Origin of the sequence: Phreatobacter oligotrophus, from assembly GCF_003046185.1 — a bacterium.
Taxonomy (GTDB): domain Bacteria; phylum Pseudomonadota; class Alphaproteobacteria; order Rhizobiales; family Phreatobacteraceae; genus Phreatobacter; species Phreatobacter oligotrophus.
The window spans coordinates 52,645-68,556 of record NZ_PZZL01000011.1 but is presented as its reverse complement, the minus strand read 5'-3'; the positions used below and the strand labels follow the sequence as shown (position 1 = coordinate 68,556).

Below are 15,912 nucleotides of genomic sequence, written 5' to 3'. Positions count from 1 at the left end.
ATCTATCGCGAGGTGAAGGTCAACGCCATCGGCGGCGGCACCGAGGAGATCATGAAGGATCTCGCCAGCCGCCAGATGGGGCTGTAGCGGGGCCTCGAGGCCCCGCCGCCGTATCAATGGTGATGGTGTTCGCCGGCCGGCGCCGAACGGGCGCCGAGGCCGCCCACCGCGAGGTTGATGTCGATCTTGCCGGCTGTCTCGAACTCCAGCGTCACGGTCACGGACTGGCCCTCGGCGAGCGGGCGGTTCAGCCCCATGAACATCACGTGCAACCCGCCGGGCTTCAGCTCCACCGTCTGGCCCGGCGCGATGGCAAGGCCGCCGGTGATCGGGCGCATGGTCATGACGCCGTTCTGCGTCGCCATTTCGTGGATCTCGACGCGCTCGGCAAAGGCGGCGGCACCACCGACCAGACGGTCGGGGGTGGTGCCGGTATTGGTGACGGTCAGATAGCCGCCGGCGACGCGGGCCCCTCCAGGGGTCGCGCGCGTCCAGGCCTGGCCGATGCGCAGCGCGCCGTGCTGGACCGTGGCGGGCGCCGGGGCTGCCGCCGCGACGATGCGCAGGCTCGGGGCCGGCGAGGCGAGGCGTGCCTGGCTGCCCGCCGCGGGGATTTCGGTCCAGCGATGCTCGCCACCGGCGCAGGTCTGAACGACCGGGAAATGGACGGTCCCGGCCGTCGCGAGCGAGGCGTCGATCTGCCCGATGAAGACGAACTCGTCATAGTGCTCGTTGGGCAGCGAGCCGCCGGACCAGCGGATTTCCTGCACGCCCTGCCGAACCTCGCGGCCGTGATTGGTATAGGTCCGCTGATAGGGACGCACCGTCGTCGCCAGCGTCCAGCCGGGCTTCGGCTGCGGCTTCACCGAATGCACCCCTTCCGGGATCGTCACGGTGATGCCGGTGGTGGCCTGCGTGCCGCAGCCATGGGGCACCCGCAGCACCGCCTTGTAGGAGCCTGGAGCGGTCGAGCCGGTCTCCAGCGTGATGTGGGCGGTCGCGGGGCTGGTGACGATGAGAGCCAGCAGGGCGGCCGGGAAAAGACGTGACATGGCAAGACCTTGGATCAACGGAACGCGACGGGAACGGTGAGGGGCATGACTGCCGGGCCGTACTCGGCCGGCAGCGGTGGGAAAGGAGCGGCGCGGCGGACCATGGCGACGGCCGCCTGGTCGACGATTGTATTGCCGGAGGAACTGGCGAGGCTGACGCCGCCGGCTGCGCCGGATCGCAGGATGGAAAAGCGCACCACGGCGCGGCCTGTCTGGCCCGCGCTGGCCGGCTTGGCGCGATGGAGCTGCGCCATGACGAGCGCAAGATAGCTCGGTGGCGGTGACGATGTCCGTGGTGTCGCCCGTGCGGTGACCCCGCGCCCTTCCGAGGCCGCCGATGGCGGGCTTGGCTGGCGCGGTGGGGCGGGTCGGGCGACCCGCTCGCGCGCCGGCTCCTCGCGGCGCACGACCGGCCGTGGCGGTGGCTCCCGGCGCGGCTGGGCGACGGGGGGCGCGGGCGGTTGCGCGAGCGGAGGGGCCGTGACCGGCGGCGAGGGCGTCAGTTCGGCCGACAGCGCCGGGATCTCGGGGGGCGGCTCGACGACGATCGGACGTTCCACCAGCGGCTCCGGCGGCCGCGGTGCCTCGGCAGGCCGCGGCGCTTCCGCGACGTCCATCGGCGCGGGAGTCTCTGCCACCGGCGGCGGCACGAGATCGGGCGGCAGCGGGATCTCCTCCACCGGCGGCGGCGCAATGTCGGCGAGAGCCATGGGGGCCGACGTTTCCGGAGCCGTCTCCACCGGAGCCGTCTCCAATGGCGCGGCCTCGGTCGCAGCCGCAGCCGCAGCCGGCGGCGGCTCGGCATCCGCCTCGACCATCTCCACCTCGATCGCGGGCAGCTCGGGCCGCTGTGGGGGTGTGGTGGTCATGGTCATGAAGGCGGCGATGACGGCCCCATGGAAGGCCACCGAGACGATGGCGGTGAGCCCGAGCAGCAGCCGCCAGCGTGAGGCGATGGCGATGGCCGTGCCCTCCGGCACCACCGGAAGCGGGGCCGTTTCGGCGGATGGGGCCGCGACAAGGGCCGCCACGGCGGGCGCTACCGCGCCCTCGACCGGCTGCGCCGAAACGCGCACGGCCGGGACCGCGACCCCTTGCGGGGCCGGTTCATCCAGCACGGCGATGTCGGTGTCGAGGCGCATGGGGTCCTGGCGCGTGGGGTCCTGGCGCGTGGCGGGGATGGCCGGGGCGTGGGTGCCCCGGCCGATGATACAACATTACATCAAAACTTCACCCGGACTCCCCCGTAGACGCTGCGGCCGGTGCCCGGAAAGAAGGTGGCGGTGCTCGCCGAATTGTACCGCACCACCGGACCGAAGTCGGAGATGTACCGCTTGTCCGCGATGTTGCGGATGTCGACGAAGGCTTCGCCGCCATTCGGCAGCTTCGCCGCCGCGCTCACCCCGAACAGCGCATAGCCCGGCACACTGGACGTGTTGCTATAATCGATGATTGCGCCCTGCGGGACGATGTCGATGGCCGGGGTGATCGAGAAGCCGGCGGGATGGGCATAGGTCAGCGAGGTCCGCAGCACATGCTGGGGCACCAGCGGCAGGCGGTTGTTGCCGTAGGTCGGGTCGTTCACGAAGCGGAAGTCCGACCAGGTCCAGACCTGCTTCAGCGTCAGACGGTCGTCATGGCCGGTCAGGTTCCGCGACAGGTCGATGCTGGCCGCGAACTCGACACCCTGAAGCTGCGTGCGGGGCGCGTTGAAGGTCGTGGCGGGAATGCCTACATCCAAGTTGAACTGCAGCATCTGGTTGCGCAGGTCAGCCCGGTAGGCGGTCGCCTCCCAGGTGAAGGCGCCGTAGCGGCCGCGGGTGCCGACCTCATAGGTGGTGCCGGTCTGCGCCTTCAGGGGTACGAAGGCGGTCGTGGTCGCCGTCGTCTGCGTGAGGTCGGAGAAATCCGGCACATCGGCGGAGCGGGTGATGTTGGCGAAGACCTGGACATCGCGTAGCGGCTCCCAGAGCAGGCCCACGCGCGGGTTCACCCCGGAATAGGTGACGCCGGTGTCCACCGCCACGGGGGTGTTGTTCATGTTCAATCGCCCGGAGAAGTCGCGCTTCGCCACATAGGCCTTGAGGCCGGCGGTCAGCGCCAGCTGCGGCAGGACGAAGAAGCGGTTCTCGAACCACGCTTCGTAGTTGGAGGCGATCTGGCGGGCGTTCACCGTCTGCGCGCGCCGATCGCCGGTACCGTTGTTCGGGTTGACGAACTGGAGCGCCTGGTTGTTGCCGGCGAAGATTCGCGCTCCGACGACGATATCGTTGCGATAGCCGCCGAGATTGAAGGAGCCGGTGAAGCGCGGCGAGATACCGTAGGTCCAGCCGTCCTGGTCGAGCACCTGGAAAATCGGATGGTTCAGGTGCTTGTGGATGACCCACGAGGTGATGTCGAGCTGGCCGATGTCCAGCTTGATCGAGGTGACGTTGGCGAATCGCTGGACATAGGTGTTGCGGGCCTGGTCGCCGGAGAGCGCCGTGGCGGAGGCCTGGCGCGGATTGGTCATTGCCGCGCCATAGGTGAGCGAGCCCGGCAGCTTCACGTCCGTGTAGTAGGCGCCGACATAGAACCGCGTCTCGATGCGATCGGAGATGCGACGGCCCACATTGGCGTTGAACTGTCCGAGGGTCTGCTGCTCGTGGGCGCGCCAACCGTCCGAATGGGTGACGGTGCCGGAGGCGTGGAAGTCCCAGTCACCCATGACGCGCGACACCGCGCCATGGCCGCGGATCGTGCCGAAGGAGCCAGCCTCGATGCTGAACACGTTCGGCGCAGTCGCGGTGTAGGCAGTCGGCGTCACGAAGTTGATGGCACCGCCGAGCGTCGACGAGCCGAAGGGCAGGGCATTGCCACCGCGGAAGACCTCGATGGCGCGCAGGGCCAGCGGGTCGATCTGGTAGAAGTCGCCGGAGCCGTCGGCGAGGTTGGTCGGCACGCCGTCCTGCAGGATCTCGATGCCGCGGGTGTGGAACGCGCGGGCCAGGCCCGAGCCGCGGATCGAGAGCCGGATCTCCTGGCTGTAGCGGTTCTGCACGAGGATGCCGGGCGTGTCCTGCAGCACGTCGCGCAGGTTAGTTGCGTACCTGTTGCGGGTGGTCTCGGCATCGATATGCGAGACCGAGCCGGCCGTGCTGTTCACGGCGCGGCGCTGCGTCTCGATGGCGGGGGAGGTGAGGCTGCCGCCGCTCCCCGTCCCGGAGGGCTGGCCCTCGATGGTGATGGTCGGCAGTTCGGTGGTCTGGGCCTGGGCGGGCGCGATGGCAAGCGGCGAGGCCGCGGCAAGGGCGAGAAGCCCCGCACGCGTCGGAGAGATGCGGTTCATGATCGTGCGTTTCGACGTGGGATGACGACGCGGGACGGCCGCGCAGGCCGTTCCCGAAGGTTCAGGTCGTGATCAGACGGCGAAAGGGGGTGCGCGCGGTGGCCGCGTGCCGATCCAGCCCTCGAAGGAGCGGACGGGTGCGAGCAGGGCCGGGCGGGCGAGGGGCGGCGGCGCCGGGACGGGCTCCGCGACGGGCACGCCCTCGGAGACAGGCGGCGTCGCCATGGCGGTGCCTGCCTGGCAGAGGCCGCAATGCTGGGCGGTCTGCGCCTTGGTGACCGGGCCGGAGCCATCGGCCGCGATCCCGGTGCCCTCCATGGTGCAGATGACCACGAAGCCGGAGGATTCCAGCCCGCTGGCGGCCCGCGCGATGGAGCCGAGCATGCCGGTGGCGGCGACGACATAGATCAGCGCCGCAGCGAGAACGCTGCGCGCGATCCGGAACCTGCCGCCACGGAAAAGCCACATGACCTGTCTGCTACCGCCTGATGCGCGGCGAAGTCAATCGCCGGTTGCACCGCATCAGCCCGGCGTGGCGGCGACGCAACGGTGCAGCGCGTCCTCGGCACCGCTGGCGGCCAGCCGACCCATCTCGGCGATCAGCACCAGGCGCGTCGCGCCGGGTTCAGCCCCTGCCGGCGCGGGACCGAGCGTCGCCCGGTCGCCGACGAGCTGGAACAGCATGGGCCGTCCCGGATGGTCGGCGAAACAGACGAATCCCTTGGCGCGGACGAGGCTCGGGGCAAGCCGTGTGATCGCCTGCTGGAAGGCGGGCAGCGACAGGGCATCGTCGCTCACGAAGGTCGTGCTCTCGAACCGCGGCGTCACAAAGCGCGCCCGCGCTGCCGCCCGGGGATCGGCAGGGACTGGCGCGTAGTCCGTGCCCGCAAAGGCGAGTTCAGCTGCGATCGCCCCATCGCTGACGGGGAAGATCACCCGCTCCGCCCTGAGACGCGACAGGGCGGCGCGGGCCCGGGCGAGGCCAGCTTCATCAACGAGATCCGCCTTGTTCAGTGCGACGATGTCGGCGCTCGTCACCTGTGAGCGGCAGAGCGCGTCGTCGAGCAGCGCCGGATCTGCGGCGAGAGCGGCGGCATCGGCCACCGCGATCACCGTCTCCAGCGGCGCCTCGCGCCAGACCACCGGGTCGAGCAGGGTCCGCACCACCTCCGCCGGGTCCGATACGCCGCTCGTCTCGATGATGATGCCCTCGGGGCACGGGTCGCGCCGGAGCAGGCCCGACAGGGTCCGCAGCAGGTCGCCCTGGAGAGAGCAGCAGATGCAGCCATTGGCGAGGCTCATGACCCCGTCGGCATTCTCGGCTACCAGCGCCGCGTCGATGTTGACCGCGCCGAAATCATTGACCACGGCTGCGAGCCGCCGCCCGCCGGCATGGGTGAGCAGGTGGTTGATCAGCGTCGTCTTCCCCGCGCCGAGGAAGCCGGTGACAAGGATGACCGGAACGGCCATGGCCGCCTCAGGCGCCCTTCACCGGCCGGCGGACGGGCTTGCCTGGTCGCGCCTCGCGCACCAGCGCGCCATCGGTGATGACGGCCTCGCCATTGACGATGACGTGGCGCATGCCGTCCGCTGCGCGGTTCATCGCCTTGAACGCGGCGCGGTCGGTGAGGCTGTCCCAGTCGAACACCGCGATGTCGGCATCGGCCCCCACCGCCAGCCGGCCCTTGGTGCGCATGGCCGGGGTGCTGGGGCCGAGAATGTCGGCCGGGATCAGCGTGCATTTGGCGATGCCGTCGATCAGCGACAGCATGGCGCGCTCGCGCACATACTGGCGAAGGAAACGCGTAAAGGTGCCCGACGAGCGCGGATGCGAGCTCGTGCCCTCGGGCAGCGGCCAGGCGTCGCCGTCGTAGACCGAGCCGTCCGGATTGGTCCAGGGCATGGCGTCGGAGGCGATGGCGCCGCCGGGATAGAGGATCGACACGTCGAGCAGGTCGCGATGGCGCGGATTGGCCTCGACGTCGAGGAAGTGCCAAAGGACCAGCGAGCCCGGATCCTGGGCCTGGGCCGCCAGCAGTTCCTCGCGGTTGTGGAAGGTCCGGCCAGTATCGACCATCTCGATGGCCTCGTAGGTACCGCCGGTGCGCTCCTTGAACTGCGGGTCGGCGAAGAAGGTGGCGCCCAGCACGGTCGAGCCGGTGCCATAGGGATAGGCCTCGACGGTGATGTTCAGACCCTGGTCCTGCGCCTTGCGGATCAGCGCCGCGGCCTGCTCAACGTCCTGCAGGCTGGTCGAGTTGAAGTGGCAGATATGCATGTGGGCGCCGGTTGCGCCGGCAAAGCCGACCAGGCGGATATAGGCCTCGATCGAGCTGCGCGGATCGACGTTCGAGGCATAGGCGACATGGGTGTAGGTCGGCACGCCGCGTTCGGCGGCGAGCTGGCACACCGACGTCATTTCCTTCACGCCGGCGCCCGGCGCATAGGCGTTGAGGATGCCGATGCCGATCCCGCCCTCGTCGAGGCCCTGGCGCAGGCGGGTGAGGATCTCCTTCACCTCGGCGTCGGAGGCAACGTTCTCGATCCAGCGCTTGTCGTTGGAGTTGCGGCCCATGAAGGCGAGGTCGGCCTCGGGCTCCACCCCGATCATCGCAGCGATGCGGGCGAAGACCCAGTTGGCGGCGGTGCCGTAGTTCAGCACGCGACCCTTGCGCGCCTGGTTCTCGTACCAGAGCGTGACGGGCAACACGCCCGCCTCCAGCTCCAGGGTGGTGGTGACGCCGTCGAAGGCCTGCATCCGGTCTGCCGCGACCGTCTGGCCATGGGCATGGAGGTCGATGAAGCCGGGCGTGACCACAAGGCCGCGGGCGTCGATCTCGCGCCGGCCCTCGGCGGCGACGGTGCCGACGGCGGCGATCTTGCCGGCGGTCACCGCGACATCGCCGGTCCCGTCCCGGCCGCTTGCCGGGTCGACAATCCGCCCGCCGCGGATGACGAGGTCGAAGGGGCCGGGGGTGGAGGTCATGGGCGGGATCCAGAATTCAGGCACGAGGCGCCGCCGATCCTAGAAGCGGGTCCGACCAAGTCGAGACGGGGCAGCGGGCGGCTGCCGCGCGGCGCGAGCATGGTGCATAAATCTACAACGCCGGGCCGGGGGTATTTTCAGCGCTGGTTAAGACATGTTGGGCATCCTCTCGGCCCAAAGGTCCTATGGATGACGACGCAGCTCGACGATGCCCTCAAGCCGATCAACGAGATGATCGGTGCTCTCGCGCCCAAGCTGCGCGGGGCGCTGGTCGAGGAGCTCGTTGACGAAATTTCACGCGAGCGGCCCGATGCCGCCTCGCGCAAGGCTATCGTGCTCGACAATATCGTGGCCGAGGCGCTGCGCGAGGCGCCGATGCCGACTCGCGTGCGCGCCTCGCCGAAGCTGGCTCGCTGTTCCTCCGCCCTGCCCGAGGCTGCCACCACCCTGGCCTGTGACGTGATCGCCGTGGCCGAGGCCATCCTGTCCGCGCCCGACCTGACAGACGACGTGATGCTGAAGGTCTGCGCCGCCGACCGGCAGGAGCACATGCAGATCATCGCCAAGCGGCAGAAGGTCTCGGCCGTGATCGCCGAAACCATCGTCGAGCTCGGGGAGGCGTCGACCGTACTGGTTCTGGTGCGCAATGTCGGCGTCCAGCTCTCGGCCGAAGGCTTCGCCAACATCGTGGCCAGGCACGGTGGCGACGCGGCCGTCCGCTCCACCCTGGCGCAGCGTCCGGACTGCCCGCCCGACATCGCCAGCAAGTTTACCGCCCCCGCGACAAGCCAGGTCCCCACCGGGGATGAACTGCTCGCCCTGCTCCATGAACTTGCCGAGGAGCGGCAGATCGTCCCCGCCATGGACCTGCTGATGCGCTGCATCGGCCGCGACCGTGATGCTGGCCGCAAGATCCTGGAACGCGACGACGAAAAGGCGCTCGGCGCCATCTGCCATATCGCGGGCGTCGACGCGGAAACCTACGAGCACCTCGTCCATGCCTGGCGCGTGTCCGCCGGCAAGCCGCTGACGGACGTCCACAAGGCGCCGGTCCGCTTCCGTCTCATGCGGCCCGCCGAGATCGACCGCGTGCTCGCCCGCCTGCCGCTCGCGCGCATGCGCACGGGCGAGGCGGTCCCGGCCTGAGCCTCACTCCGCCGCGGCCTGATAGCGCTGCAGCGGCAGATCGAGATCCATCCAGACGTCGAGCAGCGCTGCCGCGAGGTCGTCGATCATCGCGTCGGTATGGGCCGGTCCCGGGGTGATGCGCAGCCGCTCGGTGCCCTTGGGCACCGTCGGATAGTTGATGGGCTGGATGTAGATGCCATGGCGACGAAGCAGCAGGTCGCTGGCCGCCTTGCACTTCTCGGCATCGCCCACCAGGACCGGCACGATATGCGTGTCGCTGCCCATCACGGGCAGGCCGGCCAACGACAGCACGCGCTTGGCACGCGCCGCCTGGCGCTGCTGCATGTCGCGCTCGACCGGTGAGGCCTTGAGGTGACGGATCGCGGTGGCGGCCGCGGCGGCGACAGCCGGCGGCAGGGCGGTGGTGAAGATGAAGCCGGGCGCATGGCAGCGCACTGCGTCGATGACCGCTGACGAGCCGGCGATATAGCCGCCCATCACGCCGAAGGCCTTGCCAAGCGTGCCCTCGATGACGTCGAGCCGGTGCATCTGGCCGTCGCGCTCGGCAACGCCCGCGCCGCGCGGCCCATACATGCCGACGGCATGGACCTCGTCGATATAGGTCATGGCGCGGTGGCGCTCGGCGAGGTCGCAGATGGCGGCGATCGGCGAGACGTCGCCGTCCATCGAATAGACGCTCTCGAAAACGATGAGCTTGTTGCGCTCGCGGCCGGCGGCGATCAGCAGCTCTTCGAGATGGGCGAGGTCGTTGTGACGGAAGATGACCCGCTCGCAGCCCGACTGGCGAACGCCCTCGATCATCGAATTGTGGTTCAGCGCGTCCGACAGGATGAGGCAGTCGGGCAGCAGCTTGGCGATGGTGGAGATGCCGGCCTGGTTGGAGATGTAGCCGGATGTGAAGACCAGGGCCGCTTCCTTGCCATGCAGGTCGGCAAGTTCGCTCTCCAGCTCCACGATCGGATGCGAAGTGCCGGAAATGTTGCGGGTGCCGCCGGCGCCGGCGCCCATCGTCATGGCGGTCTCGGCCATGGCGGCCGTCACCTTGGGATGGTGACCCATGCCGAGATAGTCGTTCGAGCACCAGATGATGACATTCCGGGCGCCATCGGGCGAATGCCAGGTGGCTTGCGGGAACCGCCCGACCTTGCGTTCAAGGTCGGCGAAGACCCGGTAGCGGCGTTCGTCCTTCAATCGATCGACGGCCGATCGGAAAAAGTCGGTGTAGGTCATGGCTCGTCCGGTCTGTGCGAGCCCCGGCAGACGTCGGGGGATACCGGACTGTGCCTGCACTCGTCCGGCGTGGCCTTGACGTCGATCAAGACCGGGCGCCCGTTTAGCACCATTCCAATTTAGGGCGCCACTGTCGTGGCGCACAGGCCTGTCACAAACCGTTCAACCGCATCAGTGCCTCGAAGTGCTTCGTGGCCTGATAGTCCAGCACCTGCATCCATTCGCGGGCGGTCTGGCGGGCCTGCTCCTCGGGAATGATCTTCAGCGGCAGCCCTGTGGACTGCGCCAGCACCTGCTGCTTGCAGGCGCGCTCCAGATAGTAGAGGTCGTCGAAGGCGATGCCGACCGTCGGCCCGCCGATCGTCACGCCGTGATGCTCGAGGAAGATGATGTCGGCGTGAGGATTGTCCTTCTGCGCCTGGGCGATGCGTTCGCCCTCCTCGGCATTGAGCGCCACGCCGCCGAAGCCCTGGTAGGCGGTGCGGCCGAGGAACCGGCAGGCGGTCTGATGGGCCATTTCCAGCTTGCCGCCCTCCACCATGGTGAGCGCGGTGGCATAGGGCATGTGGACGTGCAGGATCGCCTGGTGGCGCGGATTGGCGCGATGGCCGGCAATGTGGATGTTGCGCGCGGTCGCCTCGACCTCGCCCCAGCCCTCGTGGATCTGCCCCTCGCCGTCGATCAGCAGCAGGTCGTCGGGCCGCATCTCGCCCCAGTGGATGCCGTAGGGATTGATGAGGTAGCGCTCCTCGGGACCGGGAACGACCACCGAGAAATGGTTGCAGATGCCCTCGTTGAGCTCCTGGGCGGCCGCCAGCCTGAGGGCGGCTGCGAGCTCGCGGCGCAGGGTCTTGATGTCATTGTGGATCGACATGGGAGCGCTCGGGTCCGCGGAAAAGGAAAGCGCCCGCGACGGGGTCGCAGGCGCTCGGGACAATGCCGCTGGCGACCCTCGGGCCGCAACCCTCATTTGGGCGCGAGCACCATGATCATCTGACGGCCCTCGAGCCGCGACTCCTGCTCGACCTTGGCGATGTTCACCGTGTCGAGCTTCACCCGGTCGAGAACCTTCACGCCGAGATCCATATGCGCCATTTCGCGGCCGCGGAAGCGCAGGGTGACCTTCACCTTGTCGCCCTCCTCGAAGAACCGCTTCATCGCCTTCATCTTCGTATCGTAGTCGTGATCGTCGATGCCGGGGCGCAGCTTGATCTCCTTGACCTCGACCGTCTTCTGGTTCCGGCGGGCCTCGGCGGCCTTCTTCTGCTCCTGGAACTTGAACTTGCCGTAGTCCATGATCTTGCAGACGGGGGGCACGGCGTTCGGCGCCACTTCCACCAGGTCCAGACCGGCCTCGACCGCCATCTGGACGGCGTCGCGCGTCGGGACGACGCCGCGGTTCTCGCCTTCGGCATCGATCAGCTGGACGTCACGGACACGGATCATGTCGTTGATGCGCGGCCCGTCACGCTCGACGGGGGCGGCGGCTCTCATGGGTCTGCGAATGGGGCGTCTCCTTAAGGACGTTTCAGGGGCCGGGGCGTCGGCTGCGACCATACCGCGTCCAGGGACGGGATGCAGGCCTGCGGCGATGCTCCGGAGGACGGCGAAGATCGGGAGAAAAGCCGCGAAAGTCAATGGTTCGCTGCCGGGCCCGGAGGCATTGGCGCGGCGGAAATTCTTTGCTGGCTCGTGCCTAACCCGATACAATCGCGCGCGCCTCGGCCTTGATGGGGCGGTACCTGAAGGTTGCGCAGACCACGCCATGATCATTGGTGCCGTCGGTGGCATGGTCATCGGTGTTCAAATGGTCATTGTTGACGGTCATTCCGTCAAACATCCACAAACGACGTTTGCTGTTGTCGTAGAATTCCTCACTGACGAGAATATGATCAAGCGACTCCATGATGTCGTTGTGGATGTGAGTGTAGTAGACGTCGCGTGTGTTCCGGTACTCTTGCAGCGTTTGAGCAGTGTAAAAACTATTGTCTCCGCCTCCTCTGGAATCGCCAACGAGATAACGGGGTTGTTCGGTGATAATGTTGGCTGTGTTGCTGTGTTGGCCGTCGTTGATGTCGCCAACGACGATGACAGGAGTCCGGGTCCCCTTCATTTGGAGGGTCAGGAGGAAGCGCAGTGCAGAAGCCTCAGCTGTCCGTCTGATCGTCGACATTGCAGCGCCCAGATTGTTGCTGTGATGCTTGTATTCGTCCTGGTTCGATTTGTACCAGGCTTCGCGATAAACTGCGGTCGGTGCCTTCGATTTGAAATGGCAGACATAGACGTGAATGGGATCGTGATCGTCCCGCGGCTGGATTTGGAAGTGCAGGACCGGTCGCGAGAAGCTCCGAATGCTGACGTTGATGCTTGGTGTTTGCGGATCGTCGCCTGAACTGTGAAGCTTGAAAGCCTCGGGAAAGTTCACAATCCACTGCGGCTCGCCGACGAGAAGCCCCTTGCGGACCAAGGCGGCGCAAACGATCCGTGTGCCGTTGGCGTCTTCGGGAACCACGACATCGTAGGCCTCCGCAAGATCCGATTCGGTCAGTGCCCGTCGCAGGGATTCGGCGTGCCACAGCTCTTGGAGTCCGAACACATCCGGCCGCAACGTTCGAATGATCCGCCCGGTCCAGTCGATCTTCAGCTTGTACTGATCAGAGGTCCAACCATTCTTGTTGGAATAAATCGGCAGATTTGGCTCATTAAGGTTGTAAAGATTGAATGTCCCAATGCTAAGCGATTGGAGTTTCACGGTGATTCTCCCACGGGGACGACCAAAAGCCAGAGGGAATACGAAGACGTCAGAATAGAGCGATTGATCGCTTGTGGTATTCGGAGAATGCCATATCGGACGGAGTGTCGATACGCTCCATAACCGCGGTCGGCAGCCGGCGTCCCGACATTGCATTGGCAGGCGGCAAGCTGCACAACCCGCGAAGGGCGCAACAGGCAGGGCGCATGCCGTGACCGACATGGACTTTCCGAAATTTGTGAGCGTCGGCATGGGCGCGGATGCCCGCCGCATCGCCTATCGCCAGGTCGCCGGCCGGGGTCCCGCGGTCGTCTGGCTGGGCGGCTTCAAGTCCGACATGAAGGGCACCAAGGCCGAGGCCCTCTCCGCCTGGGCGCAGCGCGAGGGCCGCGCCTTCCTGCGCTTCGACTATTCCGGCCATGGCGAATCGGAGGGCGATTTCGAGCAGGGCACTATCTCGCGCTGGGCCGAGGAGGCGGTGGCCATGATCGGGCTCGCCGGCCCGCGGCCGATCCTGGTGGGCTCATCCATGGGCGGCTGGATCAGCCTCCTTGCGGCACGGCGCCTGGCGGAGGCGCCCGCCGGCATGGTGCTGATCGCGCCCGCGCCCGATTTCACCGAGGCGCTGATGTGGCCGGCCTTCTCCGAGGAGGTCCGCGCCATCATCATGACCGAAGGTCGGTGGGTGCGGCCCTCCGCCTATGACGAGGGCGGCTATCCCATCACCCGCGCCCTCATCGAGGACGGCCGCAGGAACCTCGTCCTCGGCGGCCTGGTCGAGACCGGATGCCCCGTGCACATCCTCCAGGGCATGGAAGACCCGGATGTGCCCTGGCGCCACGCCATGCTGCTGGCCGAGAAGATCGCCCGCGACGATGTCGTGGTGACTCTCATCAAGGACGGCGACCACCGCCTGTCGCGCCCCGAAGACCTCGAACGCCTTGAGGCGGCCGTCGTGGCAATCGGCACTTGATTCTACTATGAGAGAATTGTAGTCTCCAATCATGGAGACAGCGCCCGCCCCCGACGATCTCGACCAGGTGGTCGCCCAGCGTGTGCGCGAGTTGCGTGCCGCCAAGGGTCTGACCCTCGACCAGTTGGCGGCGCTCTCCGGCGTGTCCCGGGCCATGATCTCGCGCATCGAGCGGGCCGAGGCCAGCGCCACGGCCGTGCTGCTCGTGAAGCTCGGCGCGGCCCTCGGCGTCACCCTCGGCACCCTGTTCGAGAAACCGCAGCCCAAGCCCGATCCGGTGCGCCGCGCCGCCACGACCGCGGTTCGCACCGATCCCGAGACCGGCTATACCCGCCGCAACGTCGCGCCGCCCAATGCCTCCGGCACCGACATCGTCGAGGTGATGCTTCCCGCGGGCAAGCGCGTCGCCTATGACAATATCGTCGTCATCCCCGTCGAGCAGTTCGTCTGGGTGCTCGAGGGGACGCTCACCCTCTCCTATGACGGGCTCGTCACTGACCTCGGCCCCGGCGACTGCCGGGTGATGCGCCTCGACTACCCCCTCGTTTTCGAGAACCGCACCGAACGGCCGGCGCGCTACTGCGTTGTCCTCGTGCCCAACACCTCCGGAGGGCTGCGCCGATGATCACCATCGACACCCTGGGTCCCGAGGCCGCTGCCCGCCACGTGCCAGGTCTTGCCGCGGTTCTGGTCGATTGCGTCACCAAGGGCGCCTCGGTCAGCTTCATGAACCCCTACACGGTGGCGGATGGCGAGGCCTATTTCCGCAAAGTGGCCACCAGCGTCGCCGCGGGTGACACGGTGCTCCTCGCCGCCTTTCTCGGCGACCGCATCATCGGCACCGCCCAGCTCGGCCTCGACATGCCGCCGAACCAGCCACACCGCGCCGAGGTGAAGAAGATGCTGGTGCACAGCGACGGCCGCCGCCAGGGCATTGCCGGCTCGCTGCTGCGCCGCGTGGAGGAGGAGGCGTTGGCGCATGGCCGCACGCTGCTGATCCTCGACACCGGCAGCGAGGAGGCCCGGCGCGTCTACGAGCGCGGCGGCTGGTCCCGCTTCGGTTTCGTACCCGATTTCGCGCTCTGGCCGGATGGCGGGTTCTGCGACACGACCTTCTACCTGAAGGACCTGACACCGCCGCGCAACGCACCGCCCAGCGGCGCCGTCATCCGCGACGCGGGCGAGGAGGACCTGCCGGCCATCCTCGAGATCATCAACGACGCCATCGTGGCCAGCACCGCCGTCTGGTCCGACGAGCCGGTGGACCTCGACGAGCGCCGCGCCTGGCTCGCAGCCCGCAAGGCCGCCGGCAATCCGGTGCTGGTGGCCGAGGATAGCGGCCGCGTCGTCGGTTTCGGCTCCTACATCCAGTTCCGCGCCTGGTCGGGCTACCGCAACGCCGTGGAGCACTCGATCTACGTGTCCGGCGAGGCGCGCGGCCGCGGCATCGGCCTCACCCTCGTCGAGGCGCTTACAGCGCGCGCGAAGGCGGCTGGCAAGCATGTCATTGTCGGCGGCGTCGAGGGCAGCAACACGCCGTCGCTGAAGCTCCACCGCCGCGCCGGCTTCATCGAGGTCGGTCGGATGCCGGGGATCGGCGAGAAGTTCGGCCGCCGCCTCGACCTCGTCTTCCTGCAGAAGCAGCTCGCCTGAGACGTCAGCCTTCGTAGCGGTGCAGGTTGGCGCCATGCGCCCGCAGCCAGGCCTTGGCCGGCTCCATGCCCGGGCAGAGCTCCTTGACGATGCGCCAGAACCGCGGCGAGTGGTTCATCTCCTTGAGATGTGCCACCTCGTGGGCCGCGAGATAGTCCAGCACGAAGGGCGGCGCGAGAATGAGCCGCCAGGAATAGTTGATCGCGCCGGTCGACGAGGCCGAGCCCCAGCGGCTCGCCTGGTCGCGGATGCCGACGCGGGTCACCTTCACGCCGAGCCGCTCGGCATAGCGGCGCGTCGCCGCCTCCAGGTCCTTGCGCGCCTCACGCTTGAGGAAGTCCCTGACACGCCGCGAGACGAACTCGGCCTCGCCGGCGACCAGGATCGACCCGTTCTCGACCCAGACCGTGCCGCGCCGGTCCGGCCGGTGGGAGATGGCATGCGGCACGCCGCGCAGCGGCACCGATGCGCCGGGCAGGAAGGCGAGGCGCTCGGGAATGCGGTTGAGCCGGGTGGCGATCCAGGCGCCATGGCGCTCGGCAAAGCCGATCGCATCGGCGATGCGCGCCCGCGCCGGCATTGACAGCACGGCGTCGCGGCTGGTCGAGCGCACGCGCAGCGTGAAGCGCCTCGCCTGGCCGAGGCGGCGGATGGCAACCGTGTAGGCGACCCCCTCGTGGGAGACCGTGATGGTCTCCGGGTCGGGTTCTCGCTGGAAGAGCCGACGGATGATGGACATGGCTGGAGAATAGCGAGTCGCGGGCGAGGGGGCCACTGCGGCAGCGCGGC

At 67.9% G+C, this 15,912-nt stretch carries 15 protein-coding genes and 1 pseudogene; 5 read left to right on the top strand and 11 right to left on the bottom strand.

Features of this window, described 5'->3' with window-relative positions; genetic code table 11:
* Window positions 1-113: 113 nt before the first annotated feature.
* The 6 genes from C8P69_RS20185 to C8P69_RS20160 form a co-directional block, all read right to left on the bottom strand.
* Entirely contained in the window at window positions 114-1,052 is a 939-nt protein-coding gene (locus tag C8P69_RS20185) for a DUF1775 domain-containing protein (protein ID WP_108179258.1), read from the bottom strand.
* Window positions 1,053-1,066: 14 nt separating this feature from the next.
* Window positions 1,067-2,194, bottom strand: a complete 1,128-nt coding sequence (locus C8P69_RS20180; protein ID WP_108179257.1) for an energy transducer TonB family protein — start codon at window positions 2,192-2,194, stop codon at window positions 1,067-1,069.
* An 80-nt stretch (window positions 2,195-2,274) separates the two neighbouring features.
* The gene (locus C8P69_RS20175; protein ID WP_108179256.1) at window positions 2,275-4,380 is read right to left on the bottom strand and encodes a TonB-dependent receptor family protein; all 2,106 of its coding nucleotides are present in this window, start codon (window positions 4,378-4,380) and stop codon (window positions 2,275-2,277) included.
* Between the two features lie 72 nt (window positions 4,381-4,452).
* Window positions 4,453-4,848, bottom strand: coding sequence for a DUF2946 family protein (locus C8P69_RS20170; protein ID WP_108179255.1), 396 nt, complete (start codon window positions 4,846-4,848; stop codon window positions 4,453-4,455).
* Between the two features lie 54 nt (window positions 4,849-4,902).
* The gene (locus C8P69_RS20165; protein WP_108179254.1) at window positions 4,903-5,850 is read right to left on the bottom strand and encodes a CobW family GTP-binding protein; all 948 of its coding nucleotides are present in this window, start codon (window positions 5,848-5,850) and stop codon (window positions 4,903-4,905) included.
* A gap of 7 nt (window positions 5,851-5,857) precedes the next feature.
* On the bottom strand, window positions 5,858-7,366 hold the full coding sequence (locus tag C8P69_RS20160) for an amidohydrolase family protein (protein ID WP_108179253.1): 1,509 nt from the start codon (window positions 7,364-7,366) through the stop codon (window positions 5,858-5,860).
* Window positions 7,367-7,465: 99 nt separating this feature from the next.
* On the opposite strand from C8P69_RS20160, the gene C8P69_RS20155 reads away from it, so the two are divergent.
* On the top strand, window positions 7,466-8,512 hold the full coding sequence (locus tag C8P69_RS20155; RefSeq protein ID WP_108179252.1) for a DUF2336 domain-containing protein: 1,047 nt from the start codon (window positions 7,466-7,468) through the stop codon (window positions 8,510-8,512).
* Window positions 8,513-8,515: 3 nt separating this feature from the next.
* On the opposite strand, the gene hemA is transcribed toward C8P69_RS20155, so the two are convergent.
* From hemA to C8P69_RS20135, 4 genes are all read right to left on the bottom strand, one after another.
* Entirely contained in the window at window positions 8,516-9,745 is a 1,230-nt protein-coding gene (hemA, locus tag C8P69_RS20150) for a 5-aminolevulinate synthase (RefSeq protein WP_108179251.1), read from the bottom strand.
* A gap of 151 nt (window positions 9,746-9,896) precedes the next feature.
* Window positions 9,897-10,619 carry an aldolase gene (locus tag C8P69_RS20145; RefSeq protein ID WP_108179250.1) on the bottom strand — a complete coding sequence of 241 codons (723 nt, stop codon included), beginning with the start codon at window positions 10,617-10,619 and terminating at the stop codon, window positions 9,897-9,899.
* A gap of 92 nt (window positions 10,620-10,711) precedes the next feature.
* Window positions 10,712-11,251, bottom strand: coding sequence for a translation initiation factor IF-3 (gene infC, locus C8P69_RS20140; RefSeq protein ID WP_211353851.1), 540 nt, complete (start codon window positions 11,249-11,251; stop codon window positions 10,712-10,714).
* A 190-nt stretch (window positions 11,252-11,441) separates the two neighbouring features.
* Window positions 11,442-12,497 carry an endonuclease/exonuclease/phosphatase family protein gene (locus C8P69_RS20135; RefSeq protein ID WP_108179248.1) on the bottom strand — a complete coding sequence of 352 codons (1,056 nt, stop codon included), beginning with the start codon at window positions 12,495-12,497 and terminating at the stop codon, window positions 11,442-11,444.
* Window positions 12,498-12,717: 220 nt separating this feature from the next.
* Here C8P69_RS20135 and C8P69_RS20130 point away from each other — a divergent pair, with 220 nt between their 5' ends.
* From C8P69_RS20130 to C8P69_RS20120, 4 genes and pseudogenes are all read left to right on the top strand, one after another.
* Window positions 12,718-13,470 (top strand): alpha/beta hydrolase, encoded by a 753-nt coding sequence (locus C8P69_RS20130; protein ID WP_108179247.1) that lies wholly within the window; start codon window positions 12,718-12,720, stop codon window positions 13,468-13,470.
* A gap of 31 nt (window positions 13,471-13,501) precedes the next feature.
* Window positions 13,502-14,095 carry a helix-turn-helix domain-containing protein gene (locus tag C8P69_RS20125; RefSeq protein WP_108179246.1) on the top strand — a complete coding sequence of 198 codons (594 nt, stop codon included), beginning with the start codon at window positions 13,502-13,504 and terminating at the stop codon, window positions 14,093-14,095.
* A pseudogene (locus C8P69_RS24085) lies at window positions 14,092-14,601 on the top strand (N-acetyltransferase family protein); the annotation flags it as partial. The gene C8P69_RS20125 and the pseudogene C8P69_RS24085, both read left to right, overlap by 4 nt.
* Window positions 14,590-15,123, top strand: coding sequence for a GNAT family N-acetyltransferase (locus tag C8P69_RS20120; protein WP_425440775.1), 534 nt, complete (start codon window positions 14,590-14,592; stop codon window positions 15,121-15,123). The pseudogene C8P69_RS24085 and the gene C8P69_RS20120, both read left to right, overlap by 12 nt.
* Before the next feature lie 4 nt (window positions 15,124-15,127).
* On the opposite strand, the gene C8P69_RS20115 is transcribed toward C8P69_RS20120, so the two are convergent.
* Window positions 15,128-15,862, bottom strand: a complete 735-nt coding sequence (locus tag C8P69_RS20115) for a M48 family metallopeptidase (protein ID WP_108179245.1) — start codon at window positions 15,860-15,862, stop codon at window positions 15,128-15,130.
* Window positions 15,863-15,912: the final 50 nt, after the last annotated feature.

Excerpts from the sequence above, each read along its gene's own strand:
- C8P69_RS20185 (WP_108179258.1), bottom strand. The coding sequence starts at position 1,052 with ATGTCACGTCTTTTCCCGGCCGCCCTGCTGGCTCTCATCGTCACCAGC.
- C8P69_RS20130 (WP_108179247.1), top strand. The coding sequence starts at position 12,718 with ATGGACTTTCCGAAATTTGTGAGCGTCGGCATGGGCGCGGATGCCCGC.
- C8P69_RS20170 (WP_108179255.1), bottom strand. The coding sequence starts at position 4,848 with ATGTGGCTTTTCCGTGGCGGCAGGTTCCGGATCGCGCGCAGCGTTCTC.
- hemA (WP_108179251.1), bottom strand. The coding sequence starts at position 9,745 with ATGACCTACACCGACTTTTTCCGATCGGCCGTCGATCGATTGAAGGAC.
- C8P69_RS20165 (WP_108179254.1), bottom strand. The coding sequence starts at position 5,850 with ATGGCCGTTCCGGTCATCCTTGTCACCGGCTTCCTCGGCGCGGGGAAG.
- C8P69_RS20125 (WP_108179246.1), top strand. The coding sequence starts at position 13,502 with ATGGAGACAGCGCCCGCCCCCGACGATCTCGACCAGGTGGTCGCCCAG.
- C8P69_RS20115 (WP_108179245.1), bottom strand. The coding sequence starts at position 15,862 with ATGTCCATCATCCGTCGGCTCTTCCAGCGAGAACCCGACCCGGAGACC.
- C8P69_RS20180 (WP_108179257.1), bottom strand. The coding sequence starts at position 2,194 with ATGCGCCTCGACACCGACATCGCCGTGCTGGATGAACCGGCCCCGCAA.
- C8P69_RS20160 (WP_108179253.1), bottom strand. The coding sequence starts at position 7,366 with ATGACCTCCACCCCCGGCCCCTTCGACCTCGTCATCCGCGGCGGGCGG.
- C8P69_RS20145 (WP_108179250.1), bottom strand. The coding sequence starts at position 10,619 with ATGTCGATCCACAATGACATCAAGACCCTGCGCCGCGAGCTCGCAGCC.
- C8P69_RS20155 (WP_108179252.1), top strand. The coding sequence starts at position 7,466 with ATGGTGCATAAATCTACAACGCCGGGCCGGGGGTATTTTCAGCGCTGG.
- C8P69_RS20175 (WP_108179256.1), bottom strand. The coding sequence starts at position 4,380 with ATGAACCGCATCTCTCCGACGCGTGCGGGGCTTCTCGCCCTTGCCGCG.